This is a genomic window from Roseobacter sp. EG26 (assembly GCF_049830555.1).
In the GTDB taxonomy this organism is placed as follows: domain Bacteria; phylum Pseudomonadota; class Alphaproteobacteria; order Rhodobacterales; family Rhodobacteraceae; genus Roseobacter.
The window spans coordinates 43480-62199 of record NZ_JBNBLH010000004.1; the positions used below are offsets into that span (position 1 = coordinate 43480).

The 18720-nt window shown below is 59.1% G+C and carries 22 protein-coding genes; 11 read left to right on the forward strand and 11 right to left on the reverse strand.

Annotated elements, in window-relative coordinates; genetic code table 11:
• Positions 1-32: 32 nt before the first annotated feature.
• Genes ACOTTU_RS10255 through mdoH form a run of 3 tightly spaced genes read left to right on the forward strand, consistent with a single transcriptional unit; the run spans position 33 to position 4701 of the window.
• Positions 33-1274, forward strand: a complete 1242-nt coding sequence (locus tag ACOTTU_RS10255; RefSeq protein WP_425657819.1) for an OpgC family protein — start codon at positions 33-35, stop codon at positions 1272-1274.
• Positions 1274-2797, forward strand: coding sequence for a glucan biosynthesis protein (locus ACOTTU_RS10260; protein WP_425657820.1), 1524 nt, complete (start codon positions 1274-1276; stop codon positions 2795-2797). The genes ACOTTU_RS10255 and ACOTTU_RS10260 overlap by 1 nt, the downstream gene beginning before the upstream one ends.
• Entirely contained in the window at positions 2794-4701 is a 1908-nt protein-coding gene (gene mdoH, locus ACOTTU_RS10265) for a glucans biosynthesis glucosyltransferase MdoH (RefSeq protein ID WP_425657822.1), read from the forward strand. Before ACOTTU_RS10260 ends, mdoH begins: the two co-directional genes overlap by 4 nt.
• Positions 4702-4803: 102 nt before the next feature.
• On the opposite strand, the gene ACOTTU_RS10270 is transcribed toward mdoH, so the two are convergent.
• The 4 genes from ACOTTU_RS10270 to ACOTTU_RS10285 all read right to left on the reverse strand — a co-directional run bounded on the left by ACOTTU_RS10270 (position 4804) and on the right by ACOTTU_RS10285 (position 7625).
• On the reverse strand, positions 4804-5640 hold the full coding sequence (locus ACOTTU_RS10270) for an alpha/beta hydrolase family esterase (protein ID WP_425657824.1): 837 nt from the start codon (positions 5638-5640) through the stop codon (positions 4804-4806).
• Entirely contained in the window at positions 5641-6135 is a 495-nt protein-coding gene (locus ACOTTU_RS10275) for a rhodanese-like domain-containing protein (protein ID WP_425657826.1), read from the reverse strand.
• Between the two features lie 2 nt (positions 6136-6137).
• A complete protein-coding gene (locus ACOTTU_RS10280; protein WP_425657828.1) occupies positions 6138-6662 on the reverse strand; it encodes a YHS domain-containing (seleno)protein in 525 nt (174 codons plus the stop codon).
• Between the two features lie 168 nt (positions 6663-6830).
• On the reverse strand, positions 6831-7625 hold the full coding sequence (locus ACOTTU_RS10285) for an SseB family protein (protein ID WP_425657829.1): 795 nt from the start codon (positions 7623-7625) through the stop codon (positions 6831-6833).
• Between the two features lie 302 nt (positions 7626-7927).
• On the opposite strand from ACOTTU_RS10285, the gene ACOTTU_RS10290 reads away from it, so the two are divergent.
• Positions 7928-8368, forward strand: a complete 441-nt coding sequence (locus tag ACOTTU_RS10290; protein ID WP_425657830.1) for a cupin domain-containing protein — start codon at positions 7928-7930, stop codon at positions 8366-8368.
• 18 nt (positions 8369-8386) lie between these two features.
• On the opposite strand, the gene ACOTTU_RS10295 is transcribed toward ACOTTU_RS10290, so the two are convergent.
• Entirely contained in the window at positions 8387-8764 is a 378-nt protein-coding gene (locus tag ACOTTU_RS10295; protein ID WP_425657832.1) for a hypothetical protein, read from the reverse strand.
• A gap of 84 nt (positions 8765-8848) precedes the next feature.
• On the opposite strand from ACOTTU_RS10295, the gene ACOTTU_RS10300 reads away from it, so the two are divergent.
• Positions 8849-9577: a Crp/Fnr family transcriptional regulator gene (locus ACOTTU_RS10300; protein ID WP_298920730.1), complete on the forward strand. Its 729-nt coding sequence runs from the start codon at positions 8849-8851 to the stop codon at positions 9575-9577.
• Positions 9578-9718: 141 nt separating this feature from the next.
• Complete coding sequence (locus ACOTTU_RS10305) at positions 9719-10843, forward strand: beta-ketoacyl-ACP synthase III (protein WP_425658344.1); 1125 nt, start codon at positions 9719-9721, stop codon at positions 10841-10843.
• 7 nt (positions 10844-10850) lie between these two features.
• On the opposite strand, the gene ACOTTU_RS10310 is transcribed toward ACOTTU_RS10305, so the two are convergent.
• The gene (locus ACOTTU_RS10310) at positions 10851-11315 is read right to left on the reverse strand and encodes a hypothetical protein (RefSeq protein WP_298920728.1); all 465 of its coding nucleotides are present in this window, start codon (positions 11313-11315) and stop codon (positions 10851-10853) included.
• A 286-nt stretch (positions 11316-11601) separates the two neighbouring features.
• Between ACOTTU_RS10310 and ACOTTU_RS10315 the strand changes: the two genes are divergently transcribed.
• Positions 11602-12183 carry a thymidine kinase gene (locus tag ACOTTU_RS10315; RefSeq protein WP_425657835.1) on the forward strand — a complete coding sequence of 194 codons (582 nt, stop codon included), beginning with the start codon at positions 11602-11604 and terminating at the stop codon, positions 12181-12183.
• Positions 12184-12187: 4 nt separating this feature from the next.
• On the opposite strand, the gene ACOTTU_RS10320 is transcribed toward ACOTTU_RS10315, so the two are convergent.
• From ACOTTU_RS10320 to ACOTTU_RS10340, 5 genes are all read right to left on the reverse strand, one after another.
• Complete coding sequence (locus ACOTTU_RS10320) at positions 12188-13126, reverse strand: 2-hydroxyacid dehydrogenase (RefSeq protein WP_425657837.1); 939 nt, start codon at positions 13124-13126, stop codon at positions 12188-12190.
• Between the two features lie 11 nt (positions 13127-13137).
• The gene (locus ACOTTU_RS10325) at positions 13138-13476 is read right to left on the reverse strand and encodes a tRNA-binding protein (protein ID WP_298920724.1); all 339 of its coding nucleotides are present in this window, start codon (positions 13474-13476) and stop codon (positions 13138-13140) included.
• On the reverse strand, positions 13469-14284 hold the full coding sequence (gene proC / locus ACOTTU_RS10330) for a pyrroline-5-carboxylate reductase (RefSeq protein WP_425657839.1): 816 nt from the start codon (positions 14282-14284) through the stop codon (positions 13469-13471). The genes ACOTTU_RS10325 and proC overlap by 8 nt, the downstream gene beginning before the upstream one ends.
• A gap of 41 nt (positions 14285-14325) precedes the next feature.
• The gene (locus ACOTTU_RS10335; protein ID WP_298920721.1) at positions 14326-14826 is read right to left on the reverse strand and encodes a YbjN domain-containing protein; all 501 of its coding nucleotides are present in this window, start codon (positions 14824-14826) and stop codon (positions 14326-14328) included.
• Between the two features lie 297 nt (positions 14827-15123).
• A complete protein-coding gene (locus ACOTTU_RS10340) occupies positions 15124-15369 on the reverse strand; it encodes an accessory factor UbiK family protein (protein ID WP_298920719.1) in 246 nt (81 codons plus the stop codon).
• Positions 15370-15463: 94 nt separating this feature from the next.
• Here ACOTTU_RS10340 and lgt point away from each other — a divergent pair, with 94 nt between their 5' ends.
• The 4 genes from lgt (at position 15464) to ACOTTU_RS10360 (ending at position 18598) form a co-directional block, all read left to right on the forward strand.
• Positions 15464-16348 (forward strand): prolipoprotein diacylglyceryl transferase, encoded by an 885-nt coding sequence (gene lgt / locus ACOTTU_RS10345; RefSeq protein WP_425657840.1) that lies wholly within the window; start codon positions 15464-15466, stop codon positions 16346-16348.
• Positions 16345-17403 (forward strand): class I SAM-dependent methyltransferase, encoded by a 1059-nt coding sequence (locus ACOTTU_RS10350; protein WP_425658346.1) that lies wholly within the window; start codon positions 16345-16347, stop codon positions 17401-17403. The genes lgt and ACOTTU_RS10350 overlap by 4 nt, the downstream gene beginning before the upstream one ends.
• Complete coding sequence (gene pgeF, locus ACOTTU_RS10355) at positions 17400-18155, forward strand: peptidoglycan editing factor PgeF (RefSeq protein WP_425657842.1); 756 nt, start codon at positions 17400-17402, stop codon at positions 18153-18155. The genes ACOTTU_RS10350 and pgeF overlap by 4 nt, the downstream gene beginning before the upstream one ends.
• 296 nt (positions 18156-18451) lie before the next feature.
• Positions 18452-18598 carry a hypothetical protein gene (locus ACOTTU_RS10360; RefSeq protein WP_425657844.1) on the forward strand — a complete coding sequence of 49 codons (147 nt, stop codon included), beginning with the start codon at positions 18452-18454 and terminating at the stop codon, positions 18596-18598.
• Positions 18599-18720 lie beyond the last annotated feature (122 nt).

Consider the following 18720-nt stretch of genomic DNA (forward strand, 5'->3'; position numbering starts at 1 on the left):
ACAAATCTTTTCACAGAGCATAAAGACCGGCCATGACACTTGCCGATCCCTCTCACCTTGCGCCCAGCGCTACGGTTGCTGCCTCTCAGGCGGCACCGGTGTCCAAGCAGCGCGATCTGCGTCTGGATTTTTTCCGGGGCATCGCGATGTTCATCATCCTGTTTGCGCATACGCCCGGCAACTTTTTCACCTCCTGGATTCCGGCCCGTTGGGGATTTTCGGATGCCACGGAAATCTTTGTCTTTTGTTCGGGCATGGCCTCGGCCATCGCCTTCGGGCGCGCCTATGACACGGTAGGCTGGAAGCTGGGCACCGCGCGGGTCAGTTTCCGGGTCTGGCAGGTTTATTGGGCGCACATCGGGCTCTTTTTCGCCGTGGCCACCTTGCTTGCCGCCATCGACATGACCGGTGCTTACGACAAGGTCTATATCGGCACGCTCAACCTTTGGAAGTTCTTTGAAGAACCTGGACCTCAGCTTGTTGGCCTGTTGACGCTCACTTATGTCCCCAATTATTTCGACATCCTGCCCATGTATATGGTCGTGCTGGTGATGATGCCTTTGATCATGGCGCTGTCACGGGTGCATCTGGGACTGGTGGCGCTGTTTGTCGGTGCCGTATGGCTTTTTGCCCAGCGTCGCATTCTGGCGGAGATCGGGTTGGGCGAGTATCATCTCGGCCTGCCCGCCGAACCCTGGTCAGAGCGAAAGTGGTTTTTCAATCCCTTCGGTTGGCAGCTGATCTTTTTCACCGGTTTTGCCTTCATGCGGGGCTGGTTGCCGAAACCCCCCGTGACACCCCTGTTGATCGGTCTGGCGACGCTTCTGGTTGTGGCGAATATTCCGCTCTCCAACATCGGCGTGCGTGAATTCGGGTTTGACTGGGCGCGCGACTGGCGCATTGCCAACCGCATCTGGATCACCAAATCCGATTTCGGCCTGCTGCGCTATGTGCATTTCCTCGCCCTTGCCTATCTGTGCTGGGTGGCCGCAGGCGACAAGGGCGCGCGGCTTCTGGCCGAAGGCAGCGGGATGCTGGCGCGGCTTTGGCAGAACATCCTCGCGATCATCCTCAAGGTCGGGCAGCAATCGCTTGCGGTCTTCATCGTCAGCATGTTCACCGCCCGAGTCAGCGGTTTCGTGATGGACAACATCGGGCGCGATACATGGACGGTCGTTGCCGTGAATTTTGCCGGTATGGCCGTGCTGGTGCTCGCAGCTTACGGCGCGGGCTGGTACAAGAGCCAGCCCTGGCGCAAGAAGGTGGACCGCTGATGCTGCGTCGTGATGTGCTCAAATCGCTGGCGGCGCTGGCCGCCGTTCCATCGGCTGGATTTGCCGCAGAACCAGGGTTGCAACTGGGCGATGCCCAACCCTTTGACGCGGAAACCGTGCGGATGCGCGCCATGGAACTCGCGCAAAAAGACTACATGCCCCGTCCGCTGATCCCCGAAAGCTGGCGCAATCTGACCTATGACCAGTATCGCAAGATTTGGTTCGATGGCCGCAACGCGCTTTGGGAAGACAGCGACAAACCCCAGCGCGTTGATGTCTTCCCGCCGGGGCTTTATTTCCCCCAGGCGGTCGAGGTCAATGTGGTCGAGGACGGAACCGCGCGCCCTCTGGCTTTTGACATGGGCGTCTTTGACACCACCGACAAATTCCCGGATGTGGAGATCGACGCGACGCTTGGCTATTCCGGGCTGCGTCTGCGGGCCGAACTGGAACAGGCGGGCATCTTTCAGGAATACGCCGTGTTTCAGGGCGCGAGCTATTTTCGCGGCATCGGCACCGGCGAAACCTACGGGTTGTCCGCGCGCGGTCTGGCGCTGAAAACCGGTGATCCGATGGGTGAGGAATTCCCCGATTTCACCGCCTTCTGGCTGGAAACGCCGCAACCGGGCTCGGGCTCGGTGGTGCTGCACGCGCTGCTCGACAGCCCCAGCTGCACCGGGGCCTACCGGTTTGACATTGCCCATGGGGACACCCTGCGCATGGCCGTCTCGGCAGAGATTTTCGCGCGCAGCGATATGACCCATGTCGGCATCGCCCCCCTGACATCCATGTTTCTTTTTGACGAAACCATGCGGCAGCGGTTCGATGACTTCCGCCCGGCGGTTCATGACAGCGACGGGCTGCTTATTCACAACGGCGCAGGCGAAGTGATCTGGCGTCCGCTGGCCAACCCGCTGACCCTGCAGATCAGCGCCTTTGCGGACACCAACCCGCGTGGGTTTGGCCTGATGCAACGGCCCCGCGCCTTCCGCGATTATGCCGATCTCGAAGCGCTCTACCATTCGCGCCCTTCCGTCTGGATCACCCCGCAGGAAGACTGGGGGCGCGGCTCGGTCACGCTTGTCGAAATCCCCGCCGATCTGGAGATTTACGACAATATCGTGGCCTATTGGCGACCGTCGGAACCTATCCTCGCCGGGACCAGCCACAAGATGAGCTACCAGCTCGACTGGGGCGCAGACCCCGCGCCCAATGCCGATATGCCCTTGCGCGTGTTGAACACGGCCATTGGCGGGCGCCCTGAGGGCGGCAATATCGTGGCCATTGATTTCGAGGATGGCGCGCTGGTGCCCGAAGACCTCGCCCGCCTCGATATCGTGTTGCGGGGCAGCGCCGGAACCGTGAGCCCCGGCCTTGTGCAAAGAAATCCTGAAACCAATGGGCCGCGTCTGGCGTTTACCTTTCAGCCCGAGGATGCCCGCTACATCGAATTCCGGGCGCAACTGCGTCTGGATGGCGCCCCCTTGAGCGAAGTGTGGCTTTACCGTTGGACAACCGGATGAGAGATTTCAGCGCGCATATCAGTGACACGACCCCCCCGGGTATGCCGCCGCGCGCGCCGCTGAACATGCGCGTGCAGGACTTGACCGCCCCGCCGTTGGCGCATGAAAACCTGTCGGATCAATCGCCGCGCCGCACGCTGCTGTGGCGGCTGGCACTCTTTGTCCCGGCCCTTCTGTGCACCGCTCTGCTGGTCTCCGGTCTTTACGGCTGGCTTGCGGAGACCGGCATGACCGGTCTGGAATGGGCGCTGTTGGCGATGATCGGCATGACCTTCATCTGGGTCACTCTGTCGGTCAGTACCGTGGGCGTGGCCATCGCGGGCCTTCTGGCGCGCGAAAACGCCCAGCAACGACCGCGCGCGGATGTCAAACCGATGGATGTGGCCCTGCTGGTGCCCATTTATAATGAGGTTGCCAGCGATGTTTTCGGCAACGCCACGGCGATGCTTGATGATCTCGCACGGCGCGACACGCGCCATCACTACACGCTCTTTGTGCTCTCTGACACGCGCGATGACGCCATTGCCGCGGATGAGGCGCGGGCCTTCGACATGCTGCGCGCCAATGCGCCCAAAAACATGGATGTGCATTACCGCCGCCGCGCTGACAACACCGACAAAAAAACCGGCAACCTAGTGGATTGGATCACCGGTTGGGGTGCGGCTTATGAGGCCATGGTGGTGCTGGACGCCGACAGCCTGATGACGGGCCGCGCCATTGACCGGCTCGCCGATGAGCTGAGCGTTGATCCGCGCGCCGGGTTGATTCAGACCTTCCCGATGCTGATCGGCGCGGAGACGCTTTTCGCCCGGTTGCAGCAATTCTCCAACATCGCCTATGGCTGGTTGCTGGCCGAGGGCCTTGCTAAATGGGCCCGCAGTGAAGGCAACTACTGGGGTCACAACGCGATCATCCGCACGCGCGCCTTCGCCGCCTCTGCCGGTCTGCCCTATCTGCAAGGGCGCAAGGGGCGCGAAGAACTGATCCTCAGCCATGATTTTGTCGAAGCAGGCCTCTTGCGCCGTGCCGGTTGGCGGGTGCGTTTTCTGCCCCGTGTCTCGGGCAGTTTCGAGGAAACCCCCGGCACGCTGATCGATTACGTGCTGCGTGACCAGCGCTGGTGCCGCGGCAACCTGCAACACCTCCGTCTGCTGCGCACCGCCGGTCTGCACCCGGTCTCGCGGTTTCACCTGCTTCATGGGGCTGTCAGCTATCTGCTGTCGCCTGCGTGGTTCGTGCTGCTGGTGATCTGGGCGCTGCTCGGCAAGGATTCCGAGACCAACATCGTGCGCTATTTCAACGAAACCAATCCGCTCTTTCCCGATTGGCCGCCGGAGATGAGCCATATTGATTCCGCCGTCTTCCTGATCATCATGTACGCCATGCTGCTGGCCCCCAAGATGGTCGGCGCGGGCATCATTTCGCTGCACCCCAAGGCAACGCGGGTCTACGGCGGGCGCGCCGCGTTCCTGATGGCATTCGTGGTCGAGATTATCCTCTCCATCGCCTATGCCCCGGTGATGATGATCCAGCAGACCCGCGCCGTGCTGCGGGCGGCCTTTGGCAAATCCGACGCCTGGGCGGCGCAGTCACGCAATGCCAACGCCTATCCGCTGAAAACGCTGATCCGCTTTCACTGGATGGAAACCGTGCTTGGTCTGGTCCTGCTGGCGGGCTTGCTGTCAGGGCTCGTGTCGCTCTGGCTTATTCCGATCGCCGCCAGCTTATGTCTGGCTGTACCCCTGTCGGCGCTCAGCGCCTGGCCCCTGCCCCGCTCCCTGCCCGGTGGGTTGCGCATGCAAAGCCCGCATACGCTGCGCGAACCGGCCATTGTCGCGCGCGCGCGTGTCGCCCGCAGCCAAATGCGAACCGTGTTGGGCAGCAGTCAAATCCCCGCTGAATAGAACTGTGTTTTCGGCGGAACAGCGTCCTCACGATCACGATGCAACGGCAGTTCAAAGGGTCTTTTGAACTGCCCAACCCCTTCGAAAAAACCGGCGTGGCGATTAAAGCCCTTCGTACCAGTCGAGCATCATCTCCGCCCAACCGTCCGGCACCACATGGCCACCAGGAAAGAGCGCGAATTCCAGCGCGGAGCCATCGGCGCAGCGATCCCAGGCGCGGCGCATGAAGGCGCCTTTGGTCACGAAACGGTCCGCGCGCAACTGGTTGCAGGCGTTGACTTCGCGCCACATGCGCAGCGTATAAAAGATATCGCCCTGCATCAGCGCGCCCGGGTCGGTGGAATCTTCACCGCGCAGCACCCGACCTTCCAGCGGCACGGTGCCATCTGTCCATCCGTGAGTGTGCAACAGCCGGACAGCCCCCGCGCATTCTGTCGGATGGGGCCGCCAGAAGCCGCCCGCCACCGGCGCATAGGCAGCAAAGGCGTCGGGCTGCTGGCAGGCCATGTAGGAGGTCATGGAACCGCCAATGGAAAACCCGCTCAAAATGACCTGATCGGGATCAAAACCAAACCGCCGGGCCGCGTCATCGCGCACCGCCGCCAGAAAAACCGGCTCGTCGCGCAAAATCCGGCGTCCGGGGATGAAGGACCAGCCGCGCCCGCGCCCTTCGGCATAGGGGATACCGTCCGGCGCAATCAACGCGTAGCCGCGTGCAAGCGCCGTATTGACCCAATCCTTGGGCCGTAGCGCGCCCGCGCCCGAGCCGCCGTAGCCGTGAATGTACAAAATGGCACCCTTGATCTCTCCGTCCGGCAGACGGACGTGATAGGCACCCAAATTGATTTCGCAGGGATCCGCACTGGCCCCACATCCCGCAGTGGCAGCCCCCGTCCAGCCCAGCCACACAGCGGCCAGCAGCGCAAGCAGTCTTGTCATTCAGCTCTCCTTGCGCACCGGCAGGCCGCGTTTGAGCCATCCCGGTCCCGCGCCGGAGCCCAGCATGCCTTCGGGCACGTCGATGATGCGGGTAAAGCCAGCCTCGAAGAGCTTGGCAGATTGTTTGCGGGAGCGCACCCCGCGCGCGCAGATCAGCGCGACGGGCCGCGTGGTGTCATTCTCAACCGCTGCCGTCAGCACCGCGATGAAATCCTTGCGCCGCATGTCCAGCGGCATCGCGCCCTCGCCAATACCTGTCAGCGCCCATTCGTCCGGGCGTCTGATATCGACCAGCAGGATATCCCCGTTGCTGGCAGCGGAATGGGCATCCGGCGCACTCAGAGCGTTCTCGCCGTTTTCTGCCCAGATATTGAACCACCGCGCGGCAAAACCCCCGCCGGTGGCCACGCCGATCACGCCCAGCGCCAGAAGGCCCCGCCGCGTGTAGCGGTTTCGGGGGTTGCCGGGTGCGGGGCGTGTTTCGGGGTCAGACATGGCTACTGCACCGGTGCGGTGCTTTCATAGAGCGGGATCGGACGGTCTGAGGCCGCGTCACCTTCAATACTGACCCAATTTGTCTCGGATAGCTGTAGGTTGCCCGGGATGTCTTCTTCCCAGAACCCGACCACATTTGGCGTGATGTTGAGATAAAGTTTGCCATCAAGAATGCGCCACAAATTGGGGTTGCCCGGAACCTTCCCGCCCTGTGCCACACCATAAGCGCAATGCCCGTCGTACTGGGGAACGAATTTCTCAGGATCCGCCAGAAACTTCGCTTTGTTGGCCTCGGAGGAGAAGGCGAAAACCGCGCCATTGTAGGCGGCCGTGATGTCTTTGTCACCTGGCACGGCCTGAGGTTGGTCTGCACCCACCGGCGATTGCGCCAGATCAAAATAGGCCACCACATCGAACCCTGAAACCGCATAGCCCGTGGGGTCGACATATTGTTGACCCGCAAGGGCCGCGGAAGCAAAGGTCAAAGCGGTTGCCGCACCGGCAATTAGTAACGAAAAACGGGTCATTTCAGGCTCCTGTCAAACATATGGGACGCGGTGACCGTGGCCACGTTATTCCATTTAGGCGCAGGAAACCCCCTTTGGCACCCCCATGCGCCCCGCTCTCGCAGCGTTGTGATGAGGCAAACCCGTGATGTGAACAAACGTGTGAAAAATTAGGCGTTTCGGGCGCGCTCAGCGCAGCTTGGGCGGGGTCTCGGGGTCGCTGCCGGGCGGGATCACCGCCGTCGGCGCGCGGGCCTGCAATTGCGGCAGATCAAAGCGCAGACCTGCGGTTTCCATCCTACGGGCCATCGGGTCAGAGGCCCGAAAGAACCCCACGTCCATCGCGCCTGCTTCCAGACCTGAAAAGGTCAGGGCCTCGGCGGCAGCGCGGGCCAGCGCGTCCTGAGCCTCCGGAATGGCCCCCAGAAACCCCAACAGATGACCCCGCTTGCCCGCATCATCCGTTGTGCCGACAAGATAGGCACATTGCGCGAGACCCATCGCGGTTGCCAGTTTGCTGTCGATCGCCGTGATCAGGGCCTCGGGCAACCCGGTTGGTGGATGCACCTGCGCGATGGTTGCCTCCACCTCATCCGGCAAATGACCCAGGGTTTCATGCAGCCATGTCACAGCGCTCTCAGGCAACAGGATGGCCGAAGGGGCCACCTCCAGATTGACCCCAAGCCCCAGACCCTCACCTGCCAGCATGCCGGACAAAACCCGGCCCGACAGGGCCACATAAGGCACCACCTGACCCGCAAACTCGGCCAACCGGTCCTCGCGGTCAAACACCAGCACATAGCGCGCCTCGCCAAGATCAAAGACCTCCGGGGAAATCTGCTCGTCGCCCGCAGCTTCCTGCGCCAGCATCAGGAACAATTCCGATGCCGCCAGACGTTCGTAAAATCGCAACCGCGCCGCATCATCTGCGGGGGCGGCCTCCATGGCGGCATGGGCAAGGTCCAGGGGTGTTGGTGCGCTCATTCGGGAAGGACCCTCTGCATCAGCGCCGTGATCAGCACTTCCGTTGACATCTTTCGGGTTCTTGCCTGAGCATAGCCGCCCCGCGGCCCCCGCGCGTCTTCTATAGACAGGGCTGCGACGATGGCCAAGCACCATCGCCCAGGAGGATCGGCAACCGACGCGTCGGCACGCTCCGGGCGTCAACTGTGGTGCTCAATTCCATGGTAGACGAAGGTCGCGGTGTCCCCCCGTAGACAGCCCAGCGCCTGAACCTTACGCTTTGGAGCTACCACTAACAAATTACCAACTTGGGAAGGAAGACCATGCGCCTTGCTTACTGGCTAACGGGCCTGACAATGCTGTCGGCAACAATGGGGAGCGCGGAAACGGCACCGCCAATTGCGATTGTCGACAGCGCAACGCCGACCGAAGAACTCCCCGTCAAACCCGGCGTCTATGTCGGGCAAAAAATTACCTTCGACGATACCCATGCGGATGAGACAATCGTGCGCGTTGGGGTTTGGGAGGCGGACGTCAGCCAGACCCGTCTCATCGATTACCCCTTCACCGAATATGTGCTGATGATCAGCGGGCGGCTTGTGATCACCAACGCGGACGGAAGCACACAGGAATTTACCGCCGGCGACACCTTCGTCATGCCCAAGGGCTGGACCGGCATCTGGGACGTGCGCGAACGGATGAAAAAGCAAATGGTGCAGATCGGTGACCCCACCGCCGTTCCAAAAGGGGAGCCGGTCAAGTAGCAAAAATCCCGCGCGGCCCTATCCCGTGCGTGACTGGTTTACAGCTTCCGGCTTCAATAATTGTTGCGCTGCCTGGATCACCTGTTCCTGCGTGAAGGGCCGCGTCAGATGCCGCCAATGGGGAAAATAGGTATTTTCCTTCACGTCGAGCGTGATGACGGCACGCTGTTGCAGCCACAGAAAATCCTTTGGGCCGACATCTAGGTATCCGGCCCTTGTCGCTGCGATGAACACCAACCCGGGATTGAAATCATTGGGTGGTAGTGCGCGCAACGCGTCGATCGAGCCGAACACCCGGCAAACAGAACCCGCCCGCCAGAAGGCAAAAATACCTGCGATGTCATGAGATATCAGCGGATCGCTCACGACGATGCCGACGAATAAGGTCTGTTCCAATGCGATGCTCCCGGATTTCGAACCTCATCATGGAACCCTTTGCGGCTTCCTGCATTAATCTATGACATAGCAAGAGGAATATTTATGGTCACCGACTGCAAAGCATGCCCGCTTCGCAGGCAATCCTTCTTTGACGACATGACGCAGGACGAGTTGGAAAAGACCCAGCGGTTCAAATCAGGTGAGTTATCCGTTGATCCGGGGACGCCGATCCTGATGGAAGGATCAAACGCGCCACAACTCTACACGGCGTTGCGCGGGATGGGCCTGCGGTACAAAACCTTGCCGGATGGTCGCCGACAGGTCGTCAACTTCATCTTCCCCGGCGACTTCATTGGCCTTCAGGCGGGGATGCTGGGAGAAATGGGGCACTCGGTAGAGGCCACGACCAACATGACGCTTTGCGTTTTTGACCGGGGTGACTTCTTTGATTTCTTTCGCAGCTCGACCTCCCGGGCCTTTGACATCACCTGGCTGGCCGCCACAGAGGAACATTTTCTCGGTGACACCCTGACCACCGTGGGCCAGCGTGATGCCCTCTCAGCGGTGGCCTGGGCGCTGGTGCGGATGTTTCAGCGCGGTGACGCCCTTGGCATGGTTCAGAACGGCACCATGCCTTTTCCCTTCAAGCAACAGGATATCGCGGATGCTTTGGGATTGTCGCTGGTGCACACCAACAAAACGCTGGCCCGCCTGCGCGAACGACAACTTGCTGTCTGGGCAGATCGCGAGTTGAAAATCCATGATCTGGGAGAGCTGGCCTCCGTCGCGCAGCTGGAGCTGGAAACGCTCAGAACACGACCGCTCATATGAAGGCCGCCACTTGCCGTCCACGGCCTGCACCGCGCGGTGTACGGTCTGTGCACAGGTTGTGCACGCATGTCACGCGCCGTCACACTTGACCCCGGGTCGCATTCCCGGCCATATTCCGCGACCCCGCAGGAGCTTCTGAAAATGCACATACCCGCGATCACCGGCACCGGTGTCTTCACCCCACAGAACGTCATCACCAACGCAGAGCTGGTGGCAGCTTTCAACGCCTACGTCGATCTCCACAACGCGGAAAACGCAGAGCAGATCGCGACGGGGGAGATCGCGGCAAAGGAGTATTCATCCGAGGAGTTCATCGTCAAGGCTTCGGGCATCAATCAGCGCTATGTCATTGACAAAGAAGGTGTGCTCGACCCGACGGTCATGCATCCGCTGCTGCATCAACGCCAGGATGACGAACCTTCGCTGATGGCAGAGATGGGGCTGGATGCAGCGCGCAAAGCTCTCAATATGGCCGGAAAATCCGCCTCGGACGTCGATCTTGTCATCTGCGCGGCTTCCAATATGGAGCGCGCCTACCCTGCCGTTGCTATCGAGATTCAGCAGTTGCTTGGCATTCGGGGCTTTGCATTCGATATGAATGTGGCCTGTTCCTCTGCGACTTTCGGGATACAGGCGGCCGCCGATATGGTGAAATCCGGCAGTATTTCCAGTGCCTTGGTCATCAACCCCGAGATTTGTTCGGCGCATCTGGAATGGCGTGATCGCGATTGCCACTTCATCTTCGGTGATGTCGCGACAGCCACCCTGATCGAACGTGCAGAAGACGCGCGCGGGCCTTATTTCGAAATCAAATCAACACGCTGCGCCACCGATTTCTCAAACAATATCCGCAACAACAACGGCTATTTGCGGCGCTCGCGCCCGGCAGGAATGGCAGATCGCCGCGATATGCAGTTCATGCAAAACGGGCGCAAGGTTTTCAAGGAAGTGCTGCCGATGGTGTCCGATCACATCGCCGCGCACATGCAGGAGGACGGCGTGGGTGCAGATGATCTGAAACGTCTGTGGCTGCATCAGGCGAACAAGACGATGAATGACTTCATCGGGCGTAAAGTTCTGGGCCGCACGCCAGCACCATCCGAACAACCCAATATCCTACAGGATTATGCAAATACCTCGTCGGCTGGTTCCATCATCGCTTTCTCCAAGTACTCCAGCGACCTGGAAGATGGCGACAAAGGTCTGATCTGCTCGTTCGGCGCGGGGTACTCGGTGGGCTCAGTGCTGGTCGAAAAACACGGATAGCAGCCGGTCAGACAGCCCCGTGATCATTTTCCAGATGCAGTTTCATATCAATCAGAACCTGCTGTAGCAGACCGGTTTCCCGCAGCAGCCGTTTGGCTTCATTGACCGTGATCTTACCATCTTCCATGGATTGCTGATATTCACCCATCAGCATGGCAAATCGCTGGCTCAGCGCAATGACATCCGCATTGACACCCCCCGGGCGCTCATCATTTGGACGGCGCTCGTCGTACTGCAGGGAGGTGCCCGACAACTCAGCCAGCGCTCCCGTGACATGCGGGTACTTCGCTGCTTGCTCCAGCAGGGCAACTGCCTCGATCGGCATGAACCGATCAGCATGTTCATCATGGTCCGAATAATAGCGCCCCAGCGTCGCCTTGGATTTACCGGTCAATTTGCAGGCCTGTTCAATCCCGACATCTTTCACCAGCGACTCAGTGTGCTTCTTCAGGTATCTCCCGATGGCCGTCATATGAACCTCATCCAACTCAAATTTTACGCAATTTCCACAAGGGGGAAAACGGTATCGGTTTTTCCATTAATCCGATGTCAGGGAAATGTCATTTATAAAAACACTCCCATTGTTCGGGGGATTAGTGAGTGGCCGACGTTCCCAGCGTCGGTTTCGGGTTGGAGCCTAGTTGCGTTCTGCCGTTTTGGGATTGGCAGGCCGACGTCGGGTCGGCAGTTGCGCGCAGGCTCCTGCAATGGGTTCAACGGCACTTGCGGGTTGTGAACCTCCGGAATATCAAGCCGCCATGGCCAAGCTCTATTTTCATTACTCTACCATGAATGCGGGCAAATCGACCGTTTTACTGCAAGCGGCCCACAATTACCGTGAGCGCGGCATGGTACCCTATCTGCTCACCGCGCAATTTGACAATCGCGCAGGCGACGGGCGCATCGCGTCACGCATCGGGATTGGGGAAAAAGCGGATACATTTGCATCAGACGACGATCTTTTTCAGCGCATCGCAGAGCGTTTGGAGGCGGGACCCGCGGCCTGCGTGTTTGTGGACGAGGCGCAGTTTCTGACCGAAGCGCAGGTCTGGCAGTTGGCAAGAGCCGTGGATGATCTGCACGTGCCGGTGATGTGTTTTGGTTTACGGGTGGATTTTCAGGGCGCGCTTTTCCCAGGATCGGCGACGTTACTGGCACTTGCCGATGAGATGCGTGAGGTCCGAACGATCTGTCACTGCGGCAAGAAAGCCACGATGGTTGTTCGTATGGATGCCGATGGCAAAGCCTTGCGAGACGGCGCGCAGGTCCAGATTGGCGGGAACGAAACCTATTTGTCTCTGTGTCGCCGCCACTGGCGTGAAGCGGTTGGGGATGGCTAGAGTCTCAAACCGCGTTCGGTGGCGTTTCGCCCGCGAAGAACGCCCTGAGGTTCTCAACGCTCATCATCCCCATATCTTCGCGCACCTCCAGGGCCGCCGTCCCGATATGGGGCAGCAGGACAACATTCTCCAACATCCGCAGCGCCATCGGCACATCCGGTTCAAACTCATAAACATCCAGACCCGCGCCGCCAATCTTCTGCGCTGTTAACGCGTCGATCAAAGCGGCCTCTTCCACGACATTGCCGCGCGCGATGTTGATCAGATGCGCGTGGCTCTTCATAGCGTCCAGAACCCCCGCGTTGATCAAATGGTGGGTGGCGTCTCCTCCGGGAACGGCAATAACAAGCACATCTACAGCGCCCGCGAGTTCCAGAAGGCTGCTCATTTGCTCGGCAGGAAAATCAAGCGTCTTGGCCGATCGGCTATGGTACGCCACGTTCATGCCAAAGCCGAAATGGCACCGCCGTGCAATGGCTTGACCGATCCGCCCCATACCCACGATACCGACGGTCTTGCCCCCCAGATGCATGCCCAGGAGTTGCGTGGGATGCCAGCCTTCCCAACGTCCCGCGCGCAAAAGGCGTTCACCCTCGCCCGCCCGCCGGGCGCTCATCAGCATCAGGGTCATCGCGATATCTGCGGTGGCATCGGTGACCGCGCCGGGCGTGTTGGTGACAGCCAGGCCTTTGGACCTGGCTGCTTCGACATCGATATGATTATAGCCAACGCCGAAATTCGCCAGGATGCGACATCGCCAATCAGGCTGTGCCGCAAATATCTCCGCGGAGAACATATCGCCCAATGTCGGGACAACACCGTCGAAATCAGACAAGGCAGCGCGCATTTCTTCGACCGTCAGCGGTGATGTCAGCGGCCGAACGGTCAGATCAAAAAATTCGGCGGCCTTGGTTTGCACCGCCTCCGGCAGGGGCCGTGTCATCAAAACCTTTGTCAATGCATGCGTCCTCCGGCGGGCACCTGCATATCAGGTGACAGCAATACGATTTCGCCCGCATCATCAGGCACACCCAGTACCAGAACCTCGGAGATAAAGGGTCCGATTTGGCGCGGCGGAAAATTCACCACGGCCATGACCTGCTTGCCCACAAGCGTTTCGGGCGCGTAATGCGCCGTGATCTGCGCAGAGGTTTTGCGCTCTCCGATCTCCGGCCCAAAATCAACCCACATCTTAATCGCGGGTTTGCGGGCTTCCGGAAAAGCTTCGGCCCGGATCACTGTCCCGCAGCGAATGTCGACCTTCAGGAACTCATCAAAGCTGATCTCATCCATTGGCCAGTTCCCTTGATCTTTGTGTTGCGGCTGCCACTGCCCGGTCCATCAACGCCGGAAAGCCTTTCTCATGATCCATCAGCACCTCAAGGGCGGCCTGCGTTGTTCCATTGGGAGAGGTCACATTGATGCGCAGTTGCGCCGGGGGGTCATCGGCCTCCTGCGCCAATGCCCCGGCACCCGCAACCGTCGCTGTCGCGAGCTTCAGAGCCAATTCCGGATCGAGCCCCTGGGCCTCACCCGCTGCGGCCATGGTTTCAATCATGTGAAAAACATAGGCCGGACCTGAACCGCTTACACCCGTGACCGCATCTATCTGGGTCTCATTTTCCAGTCTGACGACCTCGCCCACCGCTGTAAGAAGCGCCTCCGCTTCCCCCAGCGCCGCTGAACCCGCAATTGCGTTGCCGATAATCGCGGTAATCCCTTTGGAGATCGCAGCAGGCGTATTTGGCATCGCTCGAATAATGGGTGTCTGATCGCCTAAAATCTCTTCAAATCTTGCAATGGTAACGCCCGCAGCCACACTGACGAACAAGGTATCGCCATTGCCCATGGCTTTGAGCGTCGGCAAGGCCTCTGCCATCATCTGCGGCTTTACCGCCACGAGAACAATGGCGGGCGTCTTTGGCAAGGTTTCGTTGACATGCACGCCCGTCGACGACAACCAATCCGAGGGGTGAGGATCTACAACCCAAACTGAACCAGCCGGAAGCCCCCTTGCCATCCAACCCGCCAGCATGGCAGATCCCATCTTTCCGCATCCCAGAAGAACCAACCCCTGGTCCGCAATACGCCCGGTTTTCATTTTTTGGAGCCCCCGAAATCCATATGTCCCGGGGCGAAGTTTTACGCGCGACCGTAGGCCTCTGCAATGGCGACTTGCAGCGCCTGCTCGGGCGACTGATTACCCCAGACCAGCAACTGCATCGCTGGATAATAACGTTCAGCGCTCATGACGGCGGCCCCGATCATCGTGTCGATCTGATCTGCACTCGCAACATGCCCGCCTGCCAAAACAAGGCCGTAGCGATACACCATCAGTTTCTGTTCAGCCCAGAAAGTGAACGCACCCGCCCAACACTGGTCATTCACATGATTCAGAAGCTCATAAAGTTCTGGAAGCTTCTCAGACGGAGGCTCCATGTCAAAGGTGCAGATCATCCGGAGCGTTTCGTCAAATGCAGACCACGCCAATGTCAATGAATAGGTACGCCACTGACCTTCAACCGCCATGGCGATCTGCTCGTCCGAGATACGGTCGAAATCCCACTCGTGATGGGCTGCCAGATGCTCAACAATGTCGATGGGGTGAATGTCGTCTTCCAAATACTGCTCGGACAAGGCCATGGTGTCACCTTTTATTATCGTGCTAGCGCTGCGGACCGGCGACGGCCCCCAATGCTAGGTGCCTACTCTACAGACCGGGGCGAGCCCCCGTGCCTATACAAGATATGGTGAGGTCAGAAGCGGATCATGGCAACCCTTTTCTTGTGGGTAACCGCAATAAGTTGTGGATGAAGCGAGTACCCACCCCAAAATGTTACCATTCTTAACAAATGGTGAACAAATCCGGCGAGAATGGCCGACTTTTGCGCCTAGAAGTTAACGCGCAGCCCCCCTCGGTGAAGAATAAATAATGGGGTCTTAATCTGGTTTGCTCTCAAGCGCATCAAGCCGGGCCTTCAGAGCTTCATTCTCTTCACGTGCTTTTTGCGCCATCGCGCGAACCGCATCGAATTCCTCTCGAGTGACGAAATCACGATCGGCAAGCCAGCGATCCATCATGCTCTTCATCGCTGTTTCTGCTTCATCACGTGCGCCCTGAGCCACGCCCATCGCATTCGTCATCAATTGAGAGATATCGTCGAAAATCTTATTGCGCGTTTGCATCTGTCGCCTCCGGCTGTTCACAAGTGCTATATGGTGCCAAAAGCCTACTCCTGCAAGGTTGACTTCCCCATGATGCCGCGGGCAAGGATGCGGCATGCGTGCCCTGCTGCCTTTCCCCGATATCTCACCGGAGATCTTCTCGATCTCCATCTTCGGATTTGAGCTGGCGCTGCGCTGGTACGCGCTGGCCTACATCGGTGGCATTCTGATCGGCTGGCGCCTGGCTGTTCTCGCGGTAAAGACGCCCCGCCTGTGGCGAAACGACACCGTTGTCATGACCCCGACCCAGATCGAGGATTTGCTGACTTGGGTGATCGTGGGCGTCATTCTCGGAGGACGATTGGGATATGTTGCCTTCTACCAACCCGCCTATTACGCGCAAAATCCCGGTGAAATTCTCGCTGTATGGCAAGGGGGAATGTCATTTCATGGCGGTTTGCTCGGTGTCATTCTGGCCGGCTTTCTCTTTACGCAACGGCATCGCATTCCACGTTTGAGCGCGGCAGATGTCATGGCGCTTGGTGTGCCGCCTGGGCTTTTGTTGGGACGCCTTGCAAATTTCATCAATGCGGAGCTATGGGGACGACCCACTGATCTGCCGTGGGGCGTTGCCTTTCCAACGGAGGCGGCACAGCATTGCCCCGCCGTGGCGGGGGTCTGCGCACGACATCCATCTCAGCTTTACGAAGCAGGACTGGAGGGCCTGTTGTTAGGCGCCATTCTGATCTGGCTGGTGTGGCGCCTTGGTGCGCTGAAAACGCCGGGCCTCGTCGCTGGCGTTTTCTTCGCGGGTTACGGCTGCGCCCGCTTTGCAGTTGAGTTCGTTCGCCAACCCGACGCGCAGTTCATCACGGATGGCAACCCTCTGGGGCTGGTATGGCACCTTTCAGGATGGGGGCTCACAATGGGCCAAATCTTGTCTCTCCCCATGATACTCATTGGGATATGGCTGATCACAAACGCGCGCCGCAGCTCATGAACCTGCGCGATGTCCTTCTGATGCGCATCGCACAAAACGGACCCATCAGCCTTGCCGACTATATGGCTGAGTGCCTGTTACACCCAACCCATGGGTATTACACCTGTCATATGCCTTTCGGTGTCGAGGGCGATTTCATTACCGCCCCGGAAGTTAGTCAAATGTTTGGCGAGTTGATCGGTCTTTGCCTCGCGCAATGCTGGATGGAACAAGGACGTCCCCAGCAATTCACGCTCGCCGAACTTGGCCCCGGCAGAGGCACGCTGATGGCCGACGCACTTCGTGCGACACGCGGGATCGACGGGTTTCATGCAGCGGCACGTATCACTCTGATTGAAGCATCGCCCCGGTTGAAGGTGCTTCAACAGCAAATGCTCTCAGACTATGAGATTGACACTCTCGGCTCCGTTACCGATCTGCCGGACAGGCCGCTGTTTGCGATCGCCAATGAGTTCTTCGACGCTCTGCCCATCCGGCAATTTTCCCGTTCCGAGACAAATTGGCGTGAAACCCAAGTCGGCGCTCAGAATGATCAACTCGCCATGGGCTACGGCCCTGAACTGCCGCAGCCTGCCCTCGCCTATCGCCTTGCGGAGACCAAACCGGGAGATGTGGTCGAATATTCGCCCGCTGCGGCTCCGGTGATCCATGAGGTTGGCGGCAGGATCAACCGACATGGCGGGGCGGCCCTGATCATTGACTATGGTGCATGGCGCAGCCTTGGGGACACGTTCCAGGCCGTCAGGGCGCACCAGCCTGCCGACCCCCTTGTCGATCCCGGTCAGGCAGATCTCACAGCCCATGTTGACTTCGAAGCGCTGGCTGAGGCTGCCCCTTGCGCGCATACACGGCTAACACCTCAAGGCGTTTTCCTGGAGCGCCTGGGCATTACCCAAAGGGCGCAGTCGCTTGCAGAGCACCTTAGCGGTCCGGCGCTTGAGACCCACATCGCAGGACATCGACGCTTGACGCATCCAGATGAAATGGGAAACCTGTTCAAAGTGATGGGCTTGTTTCCGAATGACGGCCCTCCCCCGCCCGGGTTGGAAAAATGACACTAGAGATTCTCACTTCCGATAGCCTGTCGCCGTTGAAACATGGATTCTTCACGCGGCGCGGCGGGGCGTCGTCGGGCGTTTTTTCAGGCCTCAACTGCGGACAGGGAAGTTCCGATCAATCGGAGATCGTCGCTATCAACCGCGCGCGTGTTGCAGAAGCGATGGGTGTGACACCGGATAACCTGCTGGGTGTCCACCAGATACATTCGGCCAAGGCAATAACCGTATCGGCTCCCTTTTCCGAAAAACCGCGTGCCGATGCGTTGGTGACCGATCAACCGGGGCTGGCTCTTTCGGTCCTCACCGCAGACTGCCAGCCGGTTCTTTTCGCAGACCCCCAAAAGCGTGTGATCGGCGCGGCACATGCCGGCTGGCGCGGCGCGCTGGATGGCATCCTGGAAGCAACCATTGATGCAATGTGTGCCCTGGGTGCCGAACGCGGGGATATCTCTGCAGTGATTGGCCCCTCCATTTCGCAATCAGCCTATGAAGTTGGCCCGGAGTTCTTCGATACGTTCATGTCCGAGAATCCCGCCCATGCCCAGTTTTTTGCGCAAGGCCAGGGCGATAAGCTCCAGTTCGATCTCCCGGCATTTGGGTTATCCCGTCTGCGTCAGGCAGGCATTGGCAGAGCCGAATGGACGCGACACTGCACCTATTCTGATGCAGATCGCTTCTTTTCCTACCGGCGTGCGACCCATGCAAAAGAGGCTGACTACGGGCGCCTGATCGCAGCCATCTCTTTGTAAAATCGACGCAAAATGGCAGAAATGTGGCCCGATGAGCCACCAAGCCGCCCCAGTTGCCGTGGACAATCCTCCAAGTCAGCGGGGATTGGCAACGCTTTATCAACTTCAATGCGCAAGAATCATAACGAAATCACGCGAAACCCAAGATTAAGGCATTTCGTCCATATTCGCGGAGAATATGAAGATCATTTTGCTAAATTTTTTGCGGTCTTGCCAAAAACCAGCCCAATTGATCGGGCAATTTGAGGGTCGAGAAGAGGCAGTTACCTAGTTACAAAAATACGCAGGATCAAATCATGAAAACCAATGCAAAATTCGTCCAATCGATCATCAAAACGGCCGCTGAAGCGGAAGTAACATTGCCATGGACACGCGGCCCCCGTAGGGCCGCGTTTGTCGCAAAACGTAACGAGGCAGAAAAGGAGCGCCGGCAGATCGGATGATCACGCGCCCTGCAAACGAACACCAGAACACTTACACCTCCAAATGCGACTGCCCCCTGACGACGAATCGTTGGGGGGCGTTTGTTTTTTAGAATATGGCGGCACGACTGGCATTTCTGGAA